This is a genomic window from Aeromonas sp. ASNIH2 (assembly GCF_002934795.1).
Classification (GTDB): domain Bacteria; phylum Pseudomonadota; class Gammaproteobacteria; order Enterobacterales; family Aeromonadaceae; genus Aeromonas; species Aeromonas caviae.
This window is the reverse complement of the sequence record NZ_CP026406.1, coordinates 2,855,228-2,877,440: the sequence shown is the minus strand read 5'-3', so window position 1 is coordinate 2,877,440 and position 22,213 is coordinate 2,855,228. Positions and strand designations below refer to the sequence as shown.

23 protein-coding genes are annotated in these 22,213 nt (G+C 58.6%); 4 read left to right on the top strand and 19 right to left on the bottom strand.

The genetic code is table 11. From position 1 onward, the window contains the following. Positions 1–20 precede the first annotated feature (20 nt). The 6 genes from ispH to murJ all read right to left on the bottom strand — a co-directional run bounded on the left by ispH (position 21) and on the right by murJ (position 7,516). The gene (gene ispH / locus C3F36_RS13720; RefSeq protein WP_104455243.1) at positions 21–956 is read right to left on the bottom strand and encodes a 4-hydroxy-3-methylbut-2-enyl diphosphate reductase; all 936 of its coding nucleotides are present in this window, start codon (positions 954–956) and stop codon (positions 21–23) included. Further along, a complete protein-coding gene (fkpB, locus tag C3F36_RS13715) occupies positions 956–1,408 on the bottom strand; it encodes an FKBP-type peptidyl-prolyl cis-trans isomerase (RefSeq protein ID WP_041210958.1) in 453 nt (150 codons plus the stop codon). Before fkpB ends, ispH begins: the two co-directional genes overlap by 1 nt. After that, positions 1,405–1,908, bottom strand: a complete 504-nt coding sequence (lspA, locus tag C3F36_RS13710; RefSeq protein WP_039039988.1) for a signal peptidase II — start codon at positions 1,906–1,908, stop codon at positions 1,405–1,407. Before lspA ends, fkpB begins: the two co-directional genes overlap by 4 nt. Continuing rightward, complete coding sequence (gene ileS / locus C3F36_RS13705; protein WP_104455242.1) at positions 1,908–4,769, bottom strand: isoleucine--tRNA ligase; 2,862 nt, start codon at positions 4,767–4,769, stop codon at positions 1,908–1,910. Before ileS ends, lspA begins: the two co-directional genes overlap by 1 nt. Beyond that, positions 4,769–5,743, bottom strand: a complete 975-nt coding sequence (gene ribF / locus C3F36_RS13700; protein WP_010673098.1) for a bifunctional riboflavin kinase/FAD synthetase — start codon at positions 5,741–5,743, stop codon at positions 4,769–4,771. Before ribF ends, ileS begins: the two co-directional genes overlap by 1 nt. Positions 5,744–5,953: 210 nt before the next feature. Beyond that, positions 5,954–7,516, bottom strand: a complete 1,563-nt coding sequence (murJ, locus tag C3F36_RS13695; RefSeq protein ID WP_104451887.1) for a murein biosynthesis integral membrane protein MurJ — start codon at positions 7,514–7,516, stop codon at positions 5,954–5,956. A gap of 191 nt (positions 7,517–7,707) precedes the next feature. On the opposite strand from murJ, the gene rpsT reads away from it, so the two are divergent. Next, positions 7,708–7,971 (top strand): 30S ribosomal protein S20, encoded by a 264-nt coding sequence (rpsT, locus tag C3F36_RS13690; RefSeq protein WP_005308808.1) that lies wholly within the window; start codon positions 7,708–7,710, stop codon positions 7,969–7,971. Positions 7,972–8,019: 48 nt separating this feature from the next. Here the strand turns inward: rpsT and C3F36_RS13685 are convergent, their stop codons facing one another. The 8 genes from C3F36_RS13685 to rppH form a co-directional block, all read right to left on the bottom strand. Further along, positions 8,020–8,322: an ArsR/SmtB family transcription factor gene (locus C3F36_RS13685; protein ID WP_042878863.1), complete on the bottom strand. Its 303-nt coding sequence runs from the start codon at positions 8,320–8,322 to the stop codon at positions 8,020–8,022. A gap of 48 nt (positions 8,323–8,370) precedes the next feature. Next, the gene (gene nhaR / locus C3F36_RS13680; protein ID WP_010673095.1) at positions 8,371–9,303 is read right to left on the bottom strand and encodes a transcriptional activator NhaR; all 933 of its coding nucleotides are present in this window, start codon (positions 9,301–9,303) and stop codon (positions 8,371–8,373) included. Then, positions 9,290–9,670 carry a hypothetical protein gene (locus C3F36_RS13675; RefSeq protein WP_175429470.1) on the bottom strand — a complete coding sequence of 127 codons (381 nt, stop codon included), beginning with the start codon at positions 9,668–9,670 and terminating at the stop codon, positions 9,290–9,292. The genes nhaR and C3F36_RS13675 overlap by 14 nt, the downstream gene beginning before the upstream one ends. Positions 9,671–9,690: 20 nt before the next feature. Next, positions 9,691–10,881, bottom strand: coding sequence for a Na+/H+ antiporter NhaA (nhaA, locus tag C3F36_RS13670; RefSeq protein ID WP_104455241.1), 1,191 nt, complete (start codon positions 10,879–10,881; stop codon positions 9,691–9,693). A 278-nt stretch (positions 10,882–11,159) separates the two neighbouring features. After that, a complete protein-coding gene (gene thyA, locus C3F36_RS13665) occupies positions 11,160–11,954 on the bottom strand; it encodes a thymidylate synthase (RefSeq protein ID WP_104455240.1) in 795 nt (264 codons plus the stop codon). After that, a complete protein-coding gene (lgt, locus tag C3F36_RS13660) occupies positions 11,954–12,778 on the bottom strand; it encodes a prolipoprotein diacylglyceryl transferase (RefSeq protein ID WP_043153049.1) in 825 nt (274 codons plus the stop codon). Before lgt ends, thyA begins: the two co-directional genes overlap by 1 nt. 66 nt (positions 12,779–12,844) lie before the next feature. Next, positions 12,845–15,124 (bottom strand): phosphoenolpyruvate--protein phosphotransferase, encoded by a 2,280-nt coding sequence (gene ptsP / locus C3F36_RS13655; RefSeq protein WP_041214477.1) that lies wholly within the window; start codon positions 15,122–15,124, stop codon positions 12,845–12,847. Positions 15,125–15,137: 13 nt separating this feature from the next. Beyond that, entirely contained in the window at positions 15,138–15,665 is a 528-nt protein-coding gene (gene rppH, locus C3F36_RS13650) for an RNA pyrophosphohydrolase (protein ID WP_010673089.1), read from the bottom strand. A gap of 731 nt (positions 15,666–16,396) precedes the next feature. On the opposite strand from rppH, the gene mutH reads away from it, so the two are divergent. Both mutH and C3F36_RS13640 read left to right on the top strand, forming a co-directional pair. Next, the gene (gene mutH, locus C3F36_RS13645; protein WP_042014896.1) at positions 16,397–17,071 is read left to right on the top strand and encodes a DNA mismatch repair endonuclease MutH; all 675 of its coding nucleotides are present in this window, start codon (positions 16,397–16,399) and stop codon (positions 17,069–17,071) included. An 83-nt stretch (positions 17,072–17,154) separates the two neighbouring features. Beyond that, on the top strand, positions 17,155–17,484 hold the full coding sequence (locus C3F36_RS13640) for an isoamylase early set domain-containing protein (protein WP_010673087.1): 330 nt from the start codon (positions 17,155–17,157) through the stop codon (positions 17,482–17,484). Between the two features lie 103 nt (positions 17,485–17,587). Here the strand turns inward: C3F36_RS13640 and rplS are convergent, their stop codons facing one another. From rplS to ffh, 5 genes are all read right to left on the bottom strand, one after another. Beyond that, the gene (rplS, locus tag C3F36_RS13635) at positions 17,588–17,935 is read right to left on the bottom strand and encodes a 50S ribosomal protein L19 (protein WP_005313505.1); all 348 of its coding nucleotides are present in this window, start codon (positions 17,933–17,935) and stop codon (positions 17,588–17,590) included. 32 nt (positions 17,936–17,967) lie between these two features. Next, on the bottom strand, positions 17,968–18,717 hold the full coding sequence (gene trmD, locus C3F36_RS13630; RefSeq protein WP_010673086.1) for a tRNA (guanosine(37)-N1)-methyltransferase TrmD: 750 nt from the start codon (positions 18,715–18,717) through the stop codon (positions 17,968–17,970). Between the two features lie 34 nt (positions 18,718–18,751). Next, on the bottom strand, positions 18,752–19,273 hold the full coding sequence (rimM, locus tag C3F36_RS13625; RefSeq protein WP_039039979.1) for a ribosome maturation factor RimM: 522 nt from the start codon (positions 19,271–19,273) through the stop codon (positions 18,752–18,754). Between the two features lie 24 nt (positions 19,274–19,297). Then, positions 19,298–19,546, bottom strand: a complete 249-nt coding sequence (gene rpsP, locus C3F36_RS13620) for a 30S ribosomal protein S16 (protein ID WP_010673084.1) — start codon at positions 19,544–19,546, stop codon at positions 19,298–19,300. 179 nt (positions 19,547–19,725) lie between these two features. Beyond that, positions 19,726–21,105 carry a signal recognition particle protein gene (gene ffh / locus C3F36_RS13615; protein WP_104455239.1) on the bottom strand — a complete coding sequence of 460 codons (1,380 nt, stop codon included), beginning with the start codon at positions 21,103–21,105 and terminating at the stop codon, positions 19,726–19,728. A 285-nt stretch (positions 21,106–21,390) separates the two neighbouring features. On the opposite strand from ffh, the gene C3F36_RS13610 reads away from it, so the two are divergent. Further along, entirely contained in the window at positions 21,391–22,182 is a 792-nt protein-coding gene (locus C3F36_RS13610; RefSeq protein ID WP_104456054.1) for a cytochrome C assembly family protein, read from the top strand. The last annotated feature ends 31 nt before the right edge of the window (positions 22,183–22,213 follow it).

The following is a 22,213-nucleotide window of genomic DNA, read 5'->3' as shown; positions in this document are numbered from 1 at the left end:
TCAGGCCATCCTGGCCACATTTAAATAATTCTAAGCTCGGGCGGCACTTCAAACACCACATTCTCTTCCCGGCCAGGATGCTCGGTCACTATCTTGCCTCCCAGCTCGCGCAGACGGGCAATGACATTCTGAACAAGCACATCGGGGGCTGACGCACCCGCCGTGACCCCGATACGGGCAACTCCGTCCAGCCATTGCGGCTCAATCATGGAGGCGTCGTCGATGAGGTAGGCCTTGGCGCCCACCTTCTCGGCCAGCTCCCGCAGTCGGTTGGAGTTGGAAGAGTTGCGCGATCCCACCACCAGCATGGCATCCACCAGCCCGGCCATCTCCCGCACCGCATCCTGGCGGTTCTGGGTGGCGTAGCAGATGTCATCCTTGCGCGGCCCCTGGATCTTGGGGAAGTGCGCACGCAAGGCATCGATGACATCCGAGGTCTCGTCCACGCTGAGTGTCGTCTGGGTAACGAAGCAGAGGTCATCCGGGTTCTTCACCTTGAGCCTGGCCACGTCTTCCTGTGTCTCCACCAGATACATGCCCCCCTCACTGTTCTCGTACTGTCCCATGGTGCCGATCACCTCGGGGTGGCCGGCATGGCCGATGAGCACGGCTTCGGAACCCTTGCGGCTGGCACGATGGACCTCCATGTGCACCTTGGTCACCAGCGGACAGGTGGCATCGAACACCTTGAGGGCGCGGGATTTGGCCATCTCGCGCACGACCTTGGCGACACCGTGAGCAGAGAAGATGACGATGCTGTCATCCGGCACCTCGTCCAGCTCTTCGACGAAAACGGCACCCGCCTCCTTGAGCTTGTTCACCACGTAGCGGTTGTGCACCACCTCGTGACGGACATAGATGGGGGCACCGAACTTCTCCAGCGCGCTCTCGACGATGCTGATGGCCCGGTCGACACCGGCACAGAAGCCACGGGGGTTAGCCAGCAGAATATCCATCAGTGCACCTTCTCCTCGTCATCAACCCCCAGGATCTCCACCTCGAAGGTGACGGTGTGACCGGCCAGGGGGTGGTTGAAATCGACCGTGACCGACATCCCTTCCACCGCCCGGATGATCCCGGGCAGTTCGCTGCCGTTGGGCTGATCGAACAGGATGATGGTACCCACCTTGGGCTCAACTTCGTTACCGAACTTGGCGCGATCGAGATGGTAGATGTTGTCGGGATTGGAAAGGCCGAACGCCTCTTCCGGCGCCAGGGTAAAGCTCTTGCTCTCCCCTTCGCGCAGCCCCAGCAGGCATTGCTCGAAGCTCGGCGTCAGGCTGCCGTCTCCCATCCGCAGACGGGCAGGCTTGCCGTGCAGCGCCGTGCTGTCCGCCACCGAGCCATCTTCCAGTTTGATAGAGAAATGGAACAGCACGCTGCTGTCCGCAGCAATCAGCTGGCTCATAAGGTCGCGTCCTGTTTTTTCTCACCACGGAAGCCGTCCAGCACGATCATGGCGGCACCGATGAAGATGAAGCTGTCAGCCAGATTGAACGCCGGCCAGTGGGCGCGCTGCCAGTAAAAGTCGAGGAAGTCGACCACATGGCCCAGCACCAGCCGGTCAAACACGTTGCCGAGCGCCCCGCCGATGATCAGGCTGTAGGCGATACCGCTCCAGCGCTGGGTGACCGACTGCTTGCGCAGCCAGTGGATCAGCAGGCCGCAGATGGCGAACGCCAGCACCGCAAAGAACCAGCGCTGCCAGCCTCCCTGATCTGCCAGGAAGCTGAAAGCCGCTCCCTTGTTGTAGACATGGACCAGGTTGAAGAAGGGGGTGATCTCCACCCCCGGGTAGCCAAACGGCAGCAGCTTGACCACGGCGAGCTTGCTCGCCTGGTCCAGTACGAAGGCCAGCACCGCCAGCCACAGCCAACGCAGGCCGCTTTTATGTTGAGTCATGTTCATCAGGCAAATTGACGCGTTTCGCCGTCACCCTCGACGTTGGTGACGCAGCGGCCACAGATCTCTTCATGACCCGCAATGGTGCCCACGTCTTCCACATGGTGCCAGCAGCGGTCGCACTTGGCGGCGGCAGACTGGGCCACGCAGAGCCACAGGTCATCGCACTCGGTCGCCACGGCCTCTGCCGGTGCGACATCGACGCTGACGACCTTGGCCTTGGAGGTGAGCAGCACGAAGCGCAGCTCATCGGCCAATGCGTTCAGACGCGCGGCCAACTCAGGCTTGGCGAACAGGGTCAGCTCGGCCTGCAGAGAACCGCCGATGCGCTTCTCGCCACGGGCCACTTCCAGCGCCTTGTTCACTTCACCGCGCACGGTGAGGATCTCGGCCCAGAACTCGTCGTTCAGCACTTCGCCCGCTTCAAGCCCGAACAGGCCGTCGTACCACTCCTCGGTGAACACGAACTCACCGCGCTCACCCGGCAGCAGGGCCCAGATCTCGTCGGCGGTGAAGCTCATGATGGGCGCCATCCAGCGCACCATGGCTTCGGCAATGTGATAGAGGGCGGTCTGGCAGGAGCGACGGGCCAGGCTGTCGGCCTTGGCGGTGTACTGACGATCCTTGATGACGTCCAGATAGAAGGAACCCATCTCGATGGAGCAGAACTGCATCAGCTTCTGGGTCACGCCGTGGAAGTTGTACTCGTCGAACGCGGCCACGATCTCGGCCTGTACCGCTTTGGCACGGCCCACTGCCCAGCGATCCACCACCACCATGTCGGCAGGCGCCACCATGTCGGTCGCCGGATTGAAACCGTTCAGGTTGGCCAGCAGGAAGCGGGCAGTGTTGCGGATACGACGATAGGCGTCGGCGGAGCGCTTGAGGATCTCGTCGGAGACGGTCATCTCACCGGTGTAGTCAGTGCTCGCTACCCACAGACGCAGGATGTCGGCACCCAGCTTGTTCATCACGTCCTGAGGGCTTACCACGTTGCCGATGGACTTGGACATCTTGCGGCCCTGACCATCCACGGTGAAGCCGTGAGTCAGCACCTGGTTGTAGGGAGCCTTGTCTTTCATCGCCACGCCGATCATCAAGGATGACATGAACCAGCCACGGTGCTGGTCAGAGCCTTCCAGATACATGTCGGCCGGCTTGCCGTTGAACTCGGGACGGGCATCGACCACGGAGGCATGGGTAGAGCCGGAGTCAAACCAGACGTCCAGGGTGTCGGGTACCTTCTCGTAGTTGTCGGCATCGACGCCCAGTAGCTCGGCCTTGTCCAGATCCCACCAGGCCTGGATGCCGGACTGCTCGACCCGCTTGGCCACCTCTTCCATCAGGCGCACGGAATCCGGGTGCAGCGCCTGGGTATCCTTGTGAACGAACAGGGAGATGGGCACGCCCCAGGTACGCTGACGGGAGATACACCAGTCGGGACGGTTCTCGACCATCGCCTGGATGCGATTCTTGCCCCAGGCCGGGACCCAGCCGCTCTGGCCGTGTTCGGCAATGCCCTGAGTCTCGATACGCTCGATCTCTTCCAGAGCACGCTTGCGCAGACCCTTCTGCTCCATGCTGATGAACCACTGGGGGGTGGCACGGAAGATGATCGGGGTCTTGTGACGCCAGCAGTGCGGGTAAGAGTGGTTGAATACCTTGTGGTGCAGCAGGGCACCGCGCTCGGTCAGCACCTCGACCACGGCCGCATTGGCCTTGAACACATGCTGGCCGGCAAACAGTTCGGTATCCGGCAGATAGACGCCGTTGCTGCCAACCGGGTTGGCCACTTCCAGACCATACTTCTGACCGACCACGAAGTCTTCCTGACCGTGACCAGGGGCGGTGTGGACCGCGCCAGTACCGGCGTCCAGGGTCACGTGGTCACCCAGCACCACAGGTACGTCGAAGCTGTAGAAGGGGTGGTTGAAGCGCAGCAGCTCGAGTGCGGCACCCTTGGCATAGCCCAGGTTGTGGAAGTGCTCGATGCCGGCGCGATCCATCACGTCCTTCACCAGCTCAGCGGCCAGGATCAGACGCTCGGGATTGTCGCCCTCTACCTGCACCAGCGCGTAGTCGAGATCGGCATTCATGGCGATGGCGCGGTTGGCCGGCAGGGTCCACGGAGTGGTCGTCCAGATCACGGCAGAGAGCGCGCCCTTGCCGGTGTGGCCTTCGGCGCAATCAAACTTGGCGGCAACGGCAGCCTCGTCGACGGCCTTGAAGCGCACGTCGATGGAGGGGGAGTTCTTGTCGTAGTACTCCACTTCCGCTTCAGCCAGCGCGGAGCCGCAATCGGTACACCAGTGCACCGGCTTGGAGCCTTTGTGCAGGTGGCCGTTTTCAACGATCTTGGCCATGGAACGGATGATGTTGGCTTCGGTCCCAAAATCCATGGTCAGGTAGGGGTGTTCCCAGTCACCCAGCACACCCAGACGGATGAAGTCGGTCTTCTGCGCTTCGATCTGGGTTTTGGCGTATTTGCGGCACTCGGCGCGGAACTCGGCGGCGGAAACCTTCTCGCCCGGCTTGCCGACCATGCCTTCCACTTTCAGCTCGATGGGCAGACCGTGGCAATCCCAGCCCGGTACATAGGGGGAATCGAAGCCAGAGAGGCCTTTGGACTTGATGATGATGTCTTTGAGGATCTTGTTGACCGAGTGACCGATGTGAATGCTGCCGTTCGCATAGGGGGGGCCATCGTGCAGAATGAAAGAAGGCTTGCCCGCTTTGGCGCGGCGAATGGCGCCGTAAAGATCCTGATCGTACCAACGTTTCAACATGTTGGGTTCGCGTTTGGCCAGATCGCCACGCATCGGAAACTCGGTTTCCGGCAGATTCAGGGTGTGTTTATAGTCGCTCATCAGTCCTGGGTTCCCTTCTTTTCTAAAAGAGTGCTGGGTAAATGAAATTGTGGCAGCCCGAACCAGGCTCGGGCCGCCAGGGCATCTCGTTCGATCTGCTCTTTCAAGGCGGTGAAAGAGTCAAATTTCTGCTCTTCGCGCAGCTTGTGGCGAAGCAGCACCTTGACCTGCTGACCATATAGATCACCAGAAAAATCAAATAGATGTACTTCCAATCTGGCTTGTGTACCGCTCAAGGTCGGACGTACACCCACATTGGCGACACCGGGGAAAGTCTTGCCGGAACATATCACTTCCACCGCAAACACGCCACCGACCGGGACAACCTGGCGTTTGAGGGCCAGATTCGCGGTGGGAAAACCTATGGTGCGCCCCAGCTTGTCGCCATGGGCCACCCGGCCGCTGATGGCATAGGGGCGACCGAGCATCAACTCCACCTCCGCCATGCGGCCCGCTTTCAGGGCCTCGCGCACCAGCGTACTGCTGACCCGCTGGCGGGAAAGCTGGAAACTCTGGGTGCTGATCACCTCGAACCCGAAGCGCCGACCGGCCTCCTCCAGCAGGTGGAAGTCCCCTTCCCGCCCCTTGCCGAAGCGAAAATCGTCGCCGACCACCAGATAGTGCACACCGAGTTTCTCCACCAGCAGTTGCTCGATGAAGGTGCTGGCCGCCTGCTCGGCAAAACGATGGGTGAAACGCACGCAGAGCATGCGATCGATCTGCATTCCCTTGAGGGCTTCGTACTTCTCCCGCCAACGGCTGAGGCGGGCGGGCGCGGCACTGCCCGCAAACAGCTCCAGCGGCTGGGGTTCGAACAACATGACGCAGGCGGGCAGGCCAAGTTGGGCGGCCTTCTCCTGCAAACGGGCCAACACCGCGTGGTGCCCCTGATGAACCCCATCGAAGTTGCCTATGGTCAGTACACAGCCCCGGTGACGGGGCTTGATATTGTGAATGCCGCGAATAAGCTCCATCAGTGCCTTGTGCGTTGCTGCCATGGAAATCGGCGGATTATATATCAGGCAGCAGGCAGGGTCAGCCCTGCCGTTGAGCCGATTTAGCCATCCCGCCCACTTCTAGGACTCGGCCAGGAGCATCGCACCTCGTTGGCGGGCCAACTCGACAGCCCCTGAGACCGCTCCCCCATCTCCCCTGTACTGTCCCCCTCCCTTGCAGCTGGCTCCTTATTGCTGATCGGCTCTCAGGTGCCGTGGCCGGATCCCCAATGCCAAGAGGACAATGCCATACAGTGCTCCGCCCAGGCAGAGCAGCAGGGTCAACTCCAGGCTGGCCTTGCCCATGCTCCAGGCGCCCCACTGGGCGAGATCCGGTGACAAATAGGCCAGAAGCCCCCCCATCAAGACCGTTGCCGCCAAGAGCTTGAGGCAGAACAGCCCGGTGTTGCGGGAAGGGCGATAGACATCCTGCTGATAGAGCCCCTTGAACAGCAGTGCGGCGTTCAGGGTGCCGGAACAGGCGGTGGCGAGAGCCAGCCCCACGTAGCCGAGCGGATAGATGAAGATGAGGTTGCACACCATGTTGGCAACCATGGCCATGATGCCGATACGCACCGGCGTCCTGGTATCCTGGCGGGCGTAATAACCGGGGGCCAGCACCTTGATGAGCATCAAGGAGAGCAGCCCCGTGGTGGAGGCCAGCAGGCTCGCACTGGACATGCTCACCTCGTGCAGACCGAACTCACCGCGCATGAAAAGTACCCGCAGTATGGGCTCGCGCAGCACGGCGATGCCGACCATGGCTGGCAAGCCGAGCAGCATCACCATGCGTACCCCCCAATCCATGGTGCGAGAGAAATCAGCCGGATCCGCATCCACGTGTTTTCTGGCCAGGGCAGGCAGGATCACCGTGCTGATGGCCACCGCAAAGAGACCGAGGGGAAACTCCAGCAACCTGTCCGAGTAATAGAGATAGCTGATGGCACCGGTAGCCAGGAACGACGCCAGCATGGTGTTGATCAGCAGGTTGATCTGGCTGACCGAGACGCCGAACAGGGCCGGGATCATCAGGGTACGGATCTTAACCACCCCGGGATGGTGCCAACCCCACTTGGGCCAGACCAGCATGTTGAGCTGGCGCAGAAAAGGATACTGGAACAAAAACTGGACCAGACCGCCGAGGAAGACACCGATCGCCAGGGAGATTTCGGGGCGCTCCATCAAGGGCGCGATCCACCAGGCCGCCGCAATCATGGTGATGTTGAGGAATACCGGCGTGAAGGAGGACACGGCAAAACGGCCAAAGGTATTGAGAATGGCCCCCGCCATGGCGGTGAAGGTGATGAACCAGAGGTAGGGGAAGGTGATCTTGAGCATCAGACTGGCCAGCTCGAACTTCTCCGCCGCCGGTCCGCCATGCAGCCAATCCCAGAACCAGCCCCAGCCAAAGAGAGCCGTCAGGACACCGGAACCCAGCACCCCGAGCAGGGTGACCACGGTGACGATGCCACCCAGGGTGCCCGCCACCGCCGCCAGCAGCTCCCGAACCGCCTGCTCGTCACCATTTTTCTTGTACTCCGTCATCACGGGCACGAAGGCCTGGTTGAATGCCCCTTCGGCAAAGAGCCGGCGCAAGAAGTTAGGAATGCGATTGGCGAAGAAGAAGACGTCTGCGGCCACCCCGGCACCGAGCAAATTGGCGATGACCACATCGCGCACCAAGCCCATCACACGGGATGCCAGCGTCATTCCGGACACTATCATGCCGGATTTGATCAATTTCTTACTCAAGACGAGGCCTCTGGAACTGTCGGAAAGAAAAGAATGCTGTTAGAATCGGCCGACAGTTTAACCGTCTCCCATCTGACACACCACCGGGGGGCGGTGTTTATTTGCACAAATCATTTGACAATATGTGGTTGGGAAGGCATATTTCCGGGCCTTTTCAATACACTCGCTAAGACAGTTTTAGGAGTTTTACCTTGGCTAACATCAAATCTGCTAAGAAGCGTGCTCTTCAGTCAGAGAAACGTCGTCAGCACAACGCCAGCCGTCGTTCCATGACCCGTACCTACCTGAAGAAAGTGATCGCTGCCATCGCCTCTGGTGACAAGGCTGCTGCCACTGCCGCTTTCGCTGTTGCTCAGCCGATCATGGATCGTATGGCGACCAAAGGCCTGATCCACAAGAACAAAGCTGCTCGTCACAAGAGCCGCCTGTCTGCCCAGATCAAAGCCATGGCTTAATCAGCATCCGCTGATGAAAGCTGAAAAAACCGGCCTAGTGCCGGTTTTTTATTTGGGGTCGCTACAGTACAGTCTGTGCAACAATCCGATCATCTCGCGCACCTCATGGCTGCGCAGGGAGTAATAGACCGTCTGGGCTTCCTTCCTCGTCGCCACCAGCTCATCCCGGCGCAACACCGCCAGATGCTGCGACATGGCTGACTGGCTCAATCCCAAGACCTCGTTCAGCTCGCCGACCGACAGCTCCCTATCCAGTAACTGGCACAAGATAAACAGCCGTCGCTCATTGGCCAATGCCTTGAGCAGGGTGACGGCACGCCCGGCATTCGCTTCCATCTCTTCCAATCGCATCTCACCCTCATCTTCCAAGACTGGCATCATAGCGCCGTCACCCTCGATTTAAAACGAGAGGCTTGCCGGCTGAATGGCCGTGAAATCCTCCTGCCCCGCAAAGAGGAAGGAGAAATCACTCTCGCATACCCGCTTGACCGCAGGATGCTGGATCATCCGCTCGGCAAAGATGACGTAATACTCCTCCATCAGATCCTGGGTTTCACCCAGCAGCATCACCTCCTCCCCCTCCAGGATCTCCTCCCGATAAATGGTCGGTGCCATGAAGATGCCCTGGTTAAAGAAGCCGAACGCCTTCATCAGCGCCGCATCGTCGAATTCTCCCAGAATGCTGGGGGAAATTCCCTGCTGCTCGAACCACTGGGTCAGTTGACGACCCATGGCGGTGCGACGGCCCGGGATGAGCAGCTTGCGCTCTTCCAGGCAGGCAGGGAAAGGCTGGGAGGGCAGAGGCGCCTTGCAGAAGAAACTGACGCCGCATCCCCCCAGACGCTTGGACAGCAACCCGGCATGCTGGCTGGAGTCCACCGGGCAATCAGAGAGGATCATGTCGAGCTTGTGCTCGCTCAACTGCTCTAGGAGCAGTTCATGGGTCGACTCGAAGCAGCGCAGGTGAATGGAACCATCATTGGGGATCACGGAGAGCAGCACCCGGCTGGCAAGACGCTTGGAGAGTGCATCGGCGATGCCGACGTCGAACAGGATCTGGCTCTCCTTGCGGTAGTTGACGATATCCAGCATCTCGTAGGAGAGGCTGAACATCTTGTCCGCATAGCGAAATACCAGTTGGCCAAGCTCGGTGGCCTCAAGGGAGCGCCCCTTTCTGATCAGCAACTTGCCGCCAAGACGCTGCTCAAGCAGTTTGATCTGACCGGTCACGGTCTGTGGGGTCAAAAAGAGGGCTTCCGCCGCCTGCGTGACGGAGCCCTTCTTCTGAGTCATCCAAAAATAGTAGAGATGGTTGTAGTTAAGGTGTGACATCCGATGGGGTTCCCGCGCCAGGCGGGCTCCGGTAGCAGCTGAGTTCAACCGCCAGAATGTCATACATGTCGCTGATCGAGTCAACCTTGTTCGCGTCGAACTGTGCCTGCAGATGGGCCTTGAGACGACCGGCATCCGGCATTCGCTCGGTGCAGTAGCGCTTGTTGGACAGCTTGACTCGCTCGCCGGCACGACTGCTCAGTGCCCGTTCGGCGAAGGTCTCTCCGAACCGGGCTTTTACCTGAGAGTCCCCCAGCATGAGTGCGCTGTCGACCACCCCGTTGAGATAGGCAGAACAACTTGCCGAGGTGGCATCCCGCTGACAATCGGCCAGACTATCTGCCCAGAGTGCAGGGCTCGCCAGCATGACTAACCATCCTAGTTTTCTCATAACCCCTCCGTACTTTGATTCGCCTCCCGATTGGGCAGCGATATCCGCAGGGCGATGTAACCGATCACGGCCGCGAGTGTGGAACCTGCCAGGATCCCGAGGCGCGAGTAGCTGCCGTAGTCCAGTCCGCCATGCTCGAATGCCAGCGATGCGATAAACATCGACATGGTGAAGCCGATGCCACACAGGATGCTGACGGCAAAGATCTGTCTGAAGTTCACTCCTTGCGGCAATTGGGCAATGCCTGATTTCACAGCCAGCCAGCTGATGGTGAAAATCCCGAGCGGCTTGCCGACGAAGAGCCCCAGGATGATCCCCATGGGGAGCGGATTGAGCAGAGCCGAGAAGTTGATCCCCTCCAGCGATACCCCGGCGTTGGCGAAAGCGAAAAGCGGCAGGATCAGGAAGGCGCTCCAGGGGTGCAGCCCATGCTCCAGATGCTTGAGTGGCGATGCGTAACGCTTGCCGTTGAGGGGGATCATGAAGCCCACGATAACCCCCGCCAGGGTCGCATGGACACCGGACTTGAGCACGGCAACCCAGAGCACCAGGCCGACCAGCATATAGAGTCCAATCCTGTCCTCACCACGGCGATTCATCCAGAGCAAGGTCAGGGTGGCCACCACACCTATCGCCAGCGCAGTCAGCGACAGTTGCTGGGTGTAGAAGAGGGCAATGATGATGATGACCCCCAGATCGTCCATGATGGCCAGCGCCAGCAAGAAGACCTTGAGGCTGGTCGGTACCCGCTTGCCCAGCAGCGCCATGACCCCGAGAGCGAAGGCGATGTCGGTTGCGGCCGGAATCGCCCAGCCAGCACGGGTAGCTTCGTCTCCGTAGTTGAAGAAGCTATAGATGAGGGCCGGTGCCAACATCCCACCCACGGCGGCAATGGCCGGGAAGGTTGCCTGCACCCGGGAGGAAAGCGCCCCCTCTAGCATCTCTCGCTTCACCTCGAGACCCACCAGAAGGAAGAAGATCGCCATGAAGCCATCGTTGATCCAGAGCAGCAGCGGCTTGTTGATGTCGAGCGCCGCGATGCGAACCTGCACCTCGGTATTGAGGAAGCTCTGATAGTGTTGCGCCAGTGCCGAATTGGCCAGGCCGATGGCAAGCAGGGCGGCCAGGATCAGAATGATCCCGGAAGCAGACTCCAGTTTGAGAAAACGCTTGAATACATCGCTCATATCTAACTACCCATAAGATTCCATTTTTTCAGTCTAGGGCCCGAGTAGCTCAATGAAAAATCGTTTCTAACGGCCGATAACAACGAAAAAACCGAAAGCAAAACAGATAATGCCTGCTATAAGCCGATTACTACCCTCTTTCAAGAGCCTTCTCTCCACCCGGAACATCGCATATAAATTCACATAAAATGCAAAAGGCGCCCGCAGGCGCCTCTAACAGCTGAGTGTCAATTCATCGTCACCTGAGAGGCGGGACTCGCCCCAGGCTCATTACTTACTCAAATAGCGACAGGCGCCTTGATCCCAGGATGGGGATCATAGCCCTGGATCTCGAAATCCTCGAATCTGTAATCGAAGATGGAGTCAGGTTTGCGCTTGATCACCAGTTGCGGCAAAGGGCGCGGTTCGCGGGTGAGTTGCAGTGCGGTCTGCTCCATGTGGTTGGAATAGAGGTGCACATCGCCACCGGTCCAGACAAAGTCCCCCACTTCCAGATCGCACTGCTGCGCCATCATGTGGGTCAGCAGCGCATAGCTGGCAATGTTGAACGGCAGGCCAAGGAAAACATCACAACTGCGCTGGTAGAGCTGGCAGGAGAGCTTGCCATCCGCCACATAGAACTGGAAGAAGGCGTGGCAGGGTGCCAGCGCCATCTTGTCCAGCTCGCCCACGTTCCAGGCGGAGACGATGATGCGGCGGGAATCCGGGTTGTGCTGGATGTCATCCACCGCTTTCTGGATCTGGTCGATGACAGACCCATCAGCCGCCGACCAAGAGCGCCACTGGGCGCCATAGACAGGCCCCAGATCACCGTGCTCGTCGGCCCATTCATCCCAGATGCTGACACCGTGCTCTTTCAGATAGGCGGTGTTGGTATCGCCATTGAGGAACCAGAGCAGCTCATGAATGATGGAGCGCAGGTGGCACTTCTTGGTTGTCACCAGCGGGAATCCTTCCGCCAGATTGAAGCGCATCTGATGACCGAACAAGGAGACTGTCCCGGTGCCGGTGCGATCGGATTTGACGGTCCCTTCATCCAGAATTTTCTGCATCAGGTCGAGATAGGCACGCATTACTTCGCCTCCTTCGGTGCATTGCCGAACAGACGGGGCTGCTTGTAGGCGGCCCAGACCATGAGCCCCCCCGCCACTATCATCGGGGTAGAAAGGATCTGACCCATGCTGATCTCATTGAAGTAGAGACCCAGCTGGCTGTCTGGTTGACGAACAAACTCCACCAGGAAGCGGAACAGACCGTAGAACAGCAGGAACATCCCGGAAATGGCGCCACGGGGTGGGTGCTTGCGCCAGAACAGGTTCAGGATGATGAAGAGCACCACCCCTTCCAGCGCGAACTGATAGAGCTGGGACGGGTGACGCGGCTCGGGACCCGCCTCGGGGAAGATGATGGCCCAGGGGACATCGGTGACCCGCCCCCACAACTCGCCGTTCATGAAGTTGCCGATGCGGCCAACACCGAGGCCGAACGGAATCAGCGGCGCCACGAAATCCGCCACGGTGAAGAAGTGGCGCTGGGTTTTGTGGGCAAACCAGATCATGGCGGTGATCACCCCGATGAGGCCGCCGTGGAACGACATGCCACCGGTCCATATCTTGAACAGATAGGTCGGGTCGGCGAGGAAGAGATCGAAGTTGTAGAACAGCACGTAACCGATGCGCCCGCCCAGGATCACCCCGAGGAAGCCATAAAACAGCAGGTCGGATACCTCGTTGCGGGTCCAGCCGCTATTGGGTGCATCGGCACGGCGACCAGCCAGCCACATGGCGAAGGCAAAACCGAACAGGTACATGAGACCATACCAGCGTACCGATAATGGTCCCAAACTGAATGCTACGGGATCAATCTGCGAGAAAACCCAATATCCGTCGTGCTGCATAGGCGGCCCCAATCATAAGAAAAGCCGCATTCTCCGATCATTCTTACGCAGTAACAAGGTGGAATATCAATCGGGCAGCCTGACCTTGTGCCCAGCCCGCAGCAATCCGCCCAGACCGTGTTCTTCCAGATAGCGGGCAAACAGGCCGCGCAGCACGTGAGGATTGTCATGCTTGAGACCATCCGCCATCAGCGCCTTCAACTCACCAAGGTCGGATTGCCGCAGCACGTATTTGATACGGGAGATGTTGTGGGTATTCATGCTGAAACGGCGATAGCCCATGGCCAGCAGCAGTAGCACACCGACCGGATCGCCAGCCAGCTCGCCACAAACAGAGACCGGCTTGTGATAGCGCCGGGAGGCATCGACCAGCAGTTGCAAAGCGCGGATCACAGCGGGATGGAAGGCATCGTAGATGCTGGCGACACGGGCATTGTTGCGATCCACCGCCAGCAGGTATTGGGTCAGGTCGTTGCTGCCCACCGACCAGAAGTCGATGAGCGGCGCCATCTCCGGCAGGATGTACAGCGCGGAGGGGACTTCGATCATCACCCCGAGACTGGGGTAGCGGATCACCGCATCGCGGCTGGCCGCTTCTTCCGACACCTCGCGCCACGCCTGATCCAGCAGACGACGGGAGGCCTTGATTTCACTGACGCTGCTGATCATCGGCAGCATGATCGCCAGATTGTCCAGCCCTTCGCTGGCCCGCAACATGGCCTTGAGCTGAACCAGGAAGAGCTCGGGGTGATCCAGGGTGAGCCGGATCCCCCGCCAACCAAGGAAGGGATTTTCCTCCACGATGGGGAAATAGGGCAGTTGCTTGTCCCCCCCCACGTCCAGAGTCCGCATGCAAACCGGGCGATCCCGATAGGTTTCCAGGATCCCGCGATAGCGGGCAGTCTGCTCCCACTCCGAAGGGAAGCTGTCCTGCAGCATGAAGGGGATCTCGGTGCGATAGAGCCCGACCCCGTCCGCCAGATGATTGAGGGAGATCTCGGTATCCGCACTCAGCCCTGCGTTGAGCAGCAGAGAGACCTTGGTGCCGTCGGCAGTCTCGGAGGGCTGGTTGTCGACGCTGCGCACCAGGGTGTCGAGTGCCCGCTCCTCGCTCAGCAGTTGCCGGTACTCGGTCAGGATCACCTGGTTGGGTTCGATGAAGAGATCGCCGCTGTAGCCATCGATGACCAGAGTGCGCCCGCCTATGTCACCGAGGGGCAGATCCACCCCCATGATGGCCGCCACCCCCATGGCACGGGCCAGGATGGCGGCATGGGAGTTGGTCCCGCCCTTGAGCGACACCACACCGCTCAGAAATTCCCTCGGGATCTCCGCAAGGATGGTGGCTGTCACTTCATCGGCGACCAGCACCACGGGTTCGCCGATGGTGAGCTGCTCGGGTTCGTCCTGCACCAGCCGGCTGATGAGCCGCTGGGCGATGTCTTTCACATCGGTGGAGCGCTCCCGCAGATAGGGATCTTTCATCCCCTTGAACTGCTCTATCAGCCGATCGCTGATGAGTTTGACCGCCGAGATCGCCGTCCAGTGTTCCTTGCTGACCTTGTTGCGGATGGGCTTGATGTAGCCGGGATCGTTCAACAGGTGCAGATAGATGTCGAAGATGGCGACCGAGTCCTGGCTGTAGCTCTCGCGAAAACGCAGTGCCAGGCTCTCCAGATCGTGGCGCACTTCCTCCACCGCCAGCTCGAGACGGGCAAGCTGCTTGGCATGATCCTCGTCCTTGCGCGGCGTGATGGTATTGAGCGCCTTGCGCGGACGCCACACCCAGGCCTTGGCGATGGCGATGCCACTCGCCCCGGCAATACCGCGCAGCGGCTTGCTCCAGTCGGTCTTCTGCAGCCACCCCTTGGCCTGGGCCTGGGCGATGCGGGCAGCCAGCTGAGCCGCCAGGGTGACCATGAAGGACTCCTCCCCCTCATCGAAGAGGCGGCTCTCCTTCTGCTGCACGACCAGAATCCCCACCACCTGACGCTGATGCATGATGGGAGCGCCGAGGAAGGAGCGAAACGCCTCTTCAGCCACATCGGGCAGGAACTTGAAACTGGGGTGAGAGGGGGCATCGGCAAGGTTGATCAGCTCTTCACGCTGACCCACCAGGCCGACGATACCCTGCTCGAACGGCAGGGTGGCCTTGCCCACGGCCGATTCGGCCAGACCATCGGTCGCAGCCAGTCGATAGCGGCGCATGTCCGGCTCGGCCACATAGACGGAGCAGCAGTCCACCGTCATGGCGAGCCGGGTCTGGCTCACCAATGCTTGCAAGGCCTGTTCGAGGGTGTTGGCCTCGGCCATGCTTTCCACGATGCGTCTGAGTTCCGTCAGCAACTAGTTGTGCTCCTTAACGCGAGCGGTTGCGCCGCCCATCTTTTCGGTTAGCCTGCACCACGGGGACTGGCATGGCCAGCGGGGCAAACTCCTTCATCACCCGGCGGTAAACCTCCCGCTTGAAGGAGACGACCTGACGAACCGGGTACCAGAAGCTGACCCAACGCCAATCATCAAATTCCGGGTGACCATGACAGCCAAACTGGATCCTGGACTCTTTGCCAGGATCGAGCTGCAACAAAAACCATTTCTGCTTCTGGCCAATACAGACCGGTGAACTGTCCCAGCGGACGAGTCGTTTGGGTAAGCGATACTTCAGCCAGTTGCGACTGGTCGCCAGTATGGTCACATCGTCCTGCTTGAGGCCTATCTCCTCATACAGCTCACGATACATGGCCTGTTCCGGCGATTCACCATCATCAACCCCCCCCTGCGGAAACTGCCAGGAGTGCTGCCCATAGCGCTTAGCCCACAATACTTGTCCGTCACGGTTACAGATCACGATGCCGACATTGGGACGAAATCCGTCACCATCTATCACGTGATCACCTTATAAAGGCTGAATCTATAACGAGATTGTTCCACATTCACCCCGTGGCGGCAAACAGGGACTGTCATCTTCCATTCATGAATAACTTGGCTTTTCAAGAAAAGTTATAAACAAATTGAAGGTTCATGCTAGGCAAGTTGCCCACCCAGACTGTGCATAAACCTGTGATAAAGCAGGTATATACAGTAGTTTTATACTGTGGCATTGCACGGAAGCATATCATACCCGATTCACTTAAAAACAAAATATACATTTAAATACATAAGGTTATAGTTTAATTGCTGGATCAAAATCCATGTCTTTTGCCTAAGAGGATCCAGCCTGTCAATTGTGAACAAGTTCGACTGCTCAAAGATCCACCAAGACGGATTTATCCACAGATATGGCGCATTATCTGCACCGAAATGGCGCTGAAAATCAGCGTACTCTCACATTTATTTCTGGTGCCACGCTTCCTTTCACCACTTTACGCCAGTTATCCAAGATTTCTGTGGATAACTGTGTGCAACAGCTCGCACAAACCCTTGGACAACTCGTTTATGCGGGGATCCGGCGGGCCAACATACTGGATAAATAAAGTAAAACCCTTTAAAATCATTTAGATATGTTTAATTCTGTCACCCATGTCTCCCTGTGTATAGTCGGGCGAGGATCGGTTATAAAATCAGCGATACCATGCAAGGATCCGTATTGCGATGTCTATTATCTCCAGAGGAGCCCTCATGCCCGCCAATCCCCAGTCAGAACAAGAGCTGCTCAGTCGAGCCTACGCCATGGCTGGCTTCACTCTGGCCCAGCTTGCCGCAACGGCGGGCATCCCCGTACCGCGGGATCTCAGGCGTGACAAGGGCTGGACAGGGCAGTTGATCGAGTGGCAGCTGGGGGCCAGTGCAGGTAGCCGTCCCGAGCAGGATTTTCCGGATCTCGGTATCGAGCTCAAGACGATCCCCGTCGATCCTCAAGGGCGCCCGCTGGAAACCACCTTTGTCTGCGTGGCCCCCCTCATCGGGGTCAGCGGCCAGCGCTGGGAGGAGTCAAACGTGCGCAACAAGCTGTCGCGGGTGCTCTGGATCCCAGTGGAAGGCAGCCGCGACATCCCTGTCGGTGACCGTCGCGTCGGCATGCCGCTGCTATGGAGCCCGAATGAAGAGGAAGAAGGACTGCTGCGCCAGGACTGGGAAGAGCTGATGGACATGATAGTGCTGGGGGAAGTGGAGCAGATCAGCGCCCGCCACGGCCAGGTATTGCAGCTGCGCCCCAAGGCGGCCAACAGCAAAGCGCTGACCCGCGCCATCGGCCGCAATGGCCAACCCATCATGACGCTACCACGGGGCTTCTACCTCAAGATCGAGTTCACCCATCAACTCCTGCAGCGCCATTTTGCCCTCCCCCTTTGATCCTGTTTATCAACATCCTTGTCATAAAGTGATATAAAAATAACCAGCGCTACTTTCTTCGCAGCCAGTGACAAGGAGTCCATATGCCGATCAACAAGCAATTCCTCAAATCGCGTCCCGAGGTCAAGGTGACCTTTGCCGTCGAAAAGGAGGCCGCCGGTGATGCCGAGCAGGTCTTGCTGCTGGGTGAATTTAGCCAGTGGCAGCCCATTGAACTGAAGAGGATGAAAAACGGGGAGTTCAAGGCGACACTCAACCTGCCGACCGATGGCCCCAGCCATTTCGAGTATTGCTATCAGCTAGTGCAACCCGATGGTGAAACCCTTTATGACAACGACTGGGAGGCGGACGACTATGTGCCTGGCCCCTTCGGGCGTGACAACTCGGTGGTGCGGGTCAGCCAGCCAGGTTGAGCTGGAACACCCGAAAGCGGATACAAAAAAGGCTCGCCATTGGCGAGCCTTTTCACTACCTGTCGAGCTTTTCGCCGACATACCGACACCAATTCGAATCGAATTAGTTGAGCTTCTCTTTGATACGAGCAGCTTTGCCGGACAGGTTGCGCAGGTAGTACAGTTTGGCGCGGCGAACATCACCACGACGCTTCAGTTCTACACTGTGGATCAGCGGAGAGTGAGTCTGGAATACACGCTCAACACCTTCGCCGTTGGAGATCTTGCGAACGGTGAAAGCAGAGTGCAGACCGCGGTTACGCTTGGCAATCACGATGCCTTCGAAAGCCTGCAGACGCTCTTTACCACCTTCTTTAACACGAACTTGAACACGTACGGTGTCGCCCTGGGCAAAAGCCGGGATGTCGGTACGCAGTTGCTCTTGTTCAAGCTGCTGAATAATCTTGCTCATTGTCTTTCCTTACCTAGGATAAACTGAAAACTCTACTTAACGCTGTCACGCACTTCGCGGACATACTCGGCAAGAAGTGATTCTTGCTCGTCAGTCAGAGCTAGGTTGTTAATAAGTTCCGGCCTTCTCTGCCAGGTTCGTCCGAGCGATTGCTTGAGTCGCCAGCGCCGAATCACTTCGTGATTGCCGCTTGTCAGCGCCTCGGGCACCGTCAGCCCATCCAACACCTCCGGCCGAGTATAGTGGGGATGATCCAGCAGCCCATCCGTGAAGGAGTCCTGCTCGGCACTGGCCTGATCGCCCAAGACCCCCGGGACCAGACGCGAAACCGCATCGATCAGGGTCATGGCAGGCAACTCACCACCACTTAACACGTAATCCCCGATAGACCACTCTTCGTCGACTTCGGTTTGTATCACGCGCTCATCGATACCTTCGTATCGACCGGCGACCAGAATCAGTTTCTGATTCGTCGCCAACTCGGTCACGCCCGCTTGAGTCAGCTTGCGTCCCTGAGGAGAGAGATAGATGACTTTCGCCCCGTCTCCCGCCGCTTGCTTGGCTGCATGAATGGCATCACGCAGCGGCTGAACCATCATCAACATGCCGGGCCCACCACCATAAGGACGATCATCGACCGTACGGTGTTTGTCGTGGGTGAAGTCCCGAGGGTTCCAGCACTCAATTTGCAGCAGGCCACTCTTGACGGCCCGACCCGTTACCCCGTGCTCGGTAATGGCTCGGAACATTTCCGGGAAGAGGCTAATGACCCCAATCCACATAAGAAACCTCCGGCACCCGTGTTAGCGCGGGAAACTAGAAACCAGGATCCCAATCAACTTCGATTGTTCGAGCAGTCAGATCAATATTCTTGATCACCTGCTCTTCCAGGAACGGTATCAACCGCTCCTTTGCACCAAAGGCATCTTTTACATTGGCCTCAACCACCAACACATCGTTGGAGCCGGTTTCCATCAATTCGGTCACCTTGCCCAGGTCGTATCCCTTGGTGGTTACCACGGTGCAACCAATGAGGTCACGCCAGTAGAACTCCCCTTCGGGCAACGCAGGCAACAGATCGGCGGGGACGCCAATCTCGACGTTGGTCAATGCCAGGGCATCCTCACGCACATCGATACCATCGAGTTTGCAGATCAGACCCTTGTTGTGACGCTTCCAGGATGACACCCGGATTTCACGCCACGCCCCGTTCTGATTGATCAGCCAGGGGTTGTAATCGAAAATCGCTTCGGCAACATCGGTGAAGGAGTTCACTTTAAGCCAGCCCTTGATCCCGTAAACGGTTCCCAGGGTGCCCAGAACTACAGGTTTTTCCACCTTAACTCCCTACCGTTTGGCTGATTAAGCAGCTTTGGCAGCGTCTTTGATCAGCTTGGCAACGCGGTCAGAAACAGCGGCACCAGTAGCAACCCAATGCTCGATACGAGCCAGGTCCAGGTTCAGCTTTTCAGCGTTACCAGCAGCAACCGGGTTGAAGAAACCGACGCGCTCGATGAAACGACCGTCACGGGCGTTACGGCTGTCAGCAACTACTACCTGGTAGAACGGACGCTTTTTCGCGCCACCACGTTGTAAACGAATGGTTACCATATCGTCCTCATAAACATCTAATGAACAAGGCCTGCAAATACGCAGACCCTAGCTTAAAATAAGCCGCGTAATTCTACTTGGATTCGTAATAATTGCAACCAAGCCAGCTATTTTTTGCGCAGGGATTGGCATGAAAAAGGCTCACCAGGGTGAGCCTTTCTACCTGACCAGCAGGAAAATCAGAACGGACCGCGACTGCCACCACCGAATCCGGGGGGCAGCATGTTCTTCATCTGGCCCATCATCTTGCGCATGCCGCCCTTGCCGGACATTTTCTTCATCATGCGCTGCATCTCGGTGAACTGCTTGAGCAGCTTGTTCACATCCTGGACCTGCATGCCGGAGCCCGCAGCGATGCGGCGCTTGCGGGAGCCCTTGATGAGATCGGGATGGGCACGCTCTTTCGGCGTCATGGAGCTGATAATGGCCTCCATCCGCACGGTGAGCTTGTCATCCATCTGATCCTTGATGTTGTCCGGCAGGCCGGACATGCCAGGCAGCTTGTCGAGCATCCCCATCATGCCACCCATGTTGCGCATCTGGGCCAGCTGCTCACGGAAGTCTTCCAGGTCGAAGCCCTTGCCACTCTTGACCTTGCTGGCCAGCTTGGCCGCCTTCTCTTTATCGACGTTGCGCTCCACCTCTTCGATGAGAGAGAGCACATCCCCCATACCGAGGATGCGGGAGGCGAGACGATCCGGGTGGAACGGCTCCAGCGCGTCGGTCTTCTCGCCCATACCGATGAACTTGACCGGTTTGCCGGTGATGTGGCGCACCGACAGTGCGGCACCACCGCGGGCATCACCGTCTGCCTTGGTAAGGATCACACCGGTGAGCGGCAGCGCCTCGTTGAAGGCCTTGGCGGTATTGGCAGCATCCTGGCCTGTCATGGCATCCACCACGAACAGGGTTTCGACCGGCTTGATGGTGGCGTGCAGATCCTGGATCTCCGCCATCATTTCACCATCGACGTGCAGACGACCGGCAGTATCGACGATCACCACGTCATAGAACTTCTTGCGCGCCTGATCGATGGCTGCAGTGGCAATGGCGATCGGTTTCTGGCTGGCATCACTCGGGAAGAAGTCGACACCGATGTCGCCCGCAAGGGTCTCAAGCTGCTTGATCGCCGCCGGACGGTAGACGTCCGCACTGACCACCAGCACCTTCTTCTTGCTGCGCTCCTTGAGCAGTTTGGCCAGTTTGCCGACCGTAGTGGTCTTACCGGCCCCCTGAAGACCTGCCATCAGGATGATGGCCGGCGGCTGGGCAGCCAGGTTGAGCTGTTCGTTGGCCTCCCCCATCACGGTGACCAGTTCGCCATGGACGATCTTGATGAAGGCCTGGCCCGGGCTAAGGGATTTGGCCACTTCCTGGCCCACGGCTCGTTCCTTGACGCGCGCCACGAAATCGCGCACCACCGGCAAGGCGACGTCCGCCTCGAGCAACGCCATGCGGACTTCGCGCAGGGTATCCTTGATATTCTCTTCGGTCAGACGGCCGCGGCCGCTGACGTTGCGCAGGGTGCGCGAGAGTCGTTCAGTCAAATTCTCAAACATGACGCTTTCCGGTTCTTGGCGTGACACTGGGGGCATTATACCCCGGTCAGCACTCTAGGGACGATTACTCGCCGCTTGCCGCGGCGGCCTGCCATCGAACGGGCAGGTCAACAAATGGAGGGCAGTATACCCCAGTCAACGCCGGAGGACGATTATTCGCCGCACGGTGACCATCAACGCCTACTTATATGTGGGCAGTTAGCCTCTGGCACAACTGGCGAGCATATCTTGTGCAAGGTATACTGCCCCTCTTATCCATAAAGCTTGTTTGACAACGACCTGGTTATGATCGTGATCTCTGTTCTGGCCCTGGCGTTTTACCTGCTGGCCATCATCGCCTCACTGCACATGCTGCTCAGCGCCAAGCCCGTCGGGCAAGTATCGCTGTTCGCCTGTGTCGGCCTGGCCCTGACCGCCCATGGCATGGCGGTGGGCAGCGAAGTGCTGGTCACCCATTCCGGCCAGAATCTCAGCATGTTGAACGTGGCGTCCCTGGTCAGCCTTATCATCAGCTGCTTCATGACCTGCGTCACCCGACGCTTCAACGGCTGGATCCTGCTGCCCGTCGTCTACAGTTTTTCAGCCCTGCTGCTGGCGGCCAGCGCGCTCATTCCCGGGCGCTACATCACCCATCTGGAAGCGCACCCCCAGTTGCTGCTGCACATAGGCCTCGCGCTGATGGCCTATTCGGTACTGATGATCGCCTGCTTGTTTGCCCTCCAGCTTGCCTGCCTGGACAGGCAACTGAAATCCAGAAAGATCAGTCACCTGCCAGCCATGCCACCCCTGATGACGGTGGAGAAGCGCCTGTTTCAGCTCATTTCCGCAGGTCTGCTGCTGCTGACTCTCTCCATCGCATCCGGCCTGTTCTTCCTGGAAGACATGTTTGCCCAGGGCAAGTCCCACAAGGCCATCCTCTCTATCCTGGCCTGGTGCGTCTACGCTCTGCTGCTCTGGGGTCACCATACCCGTGGCTGGCGCGGCCGCAAGGTCATCATGCTGAGCCTCATCGGCAGCTTCATCCTGACACTGGCCTATTTTGGCAGCCGCTTCGTCAAGGAAGTGCTGCTTAGCTGACACACGCACATTCCCCAACCACCCTTACAGG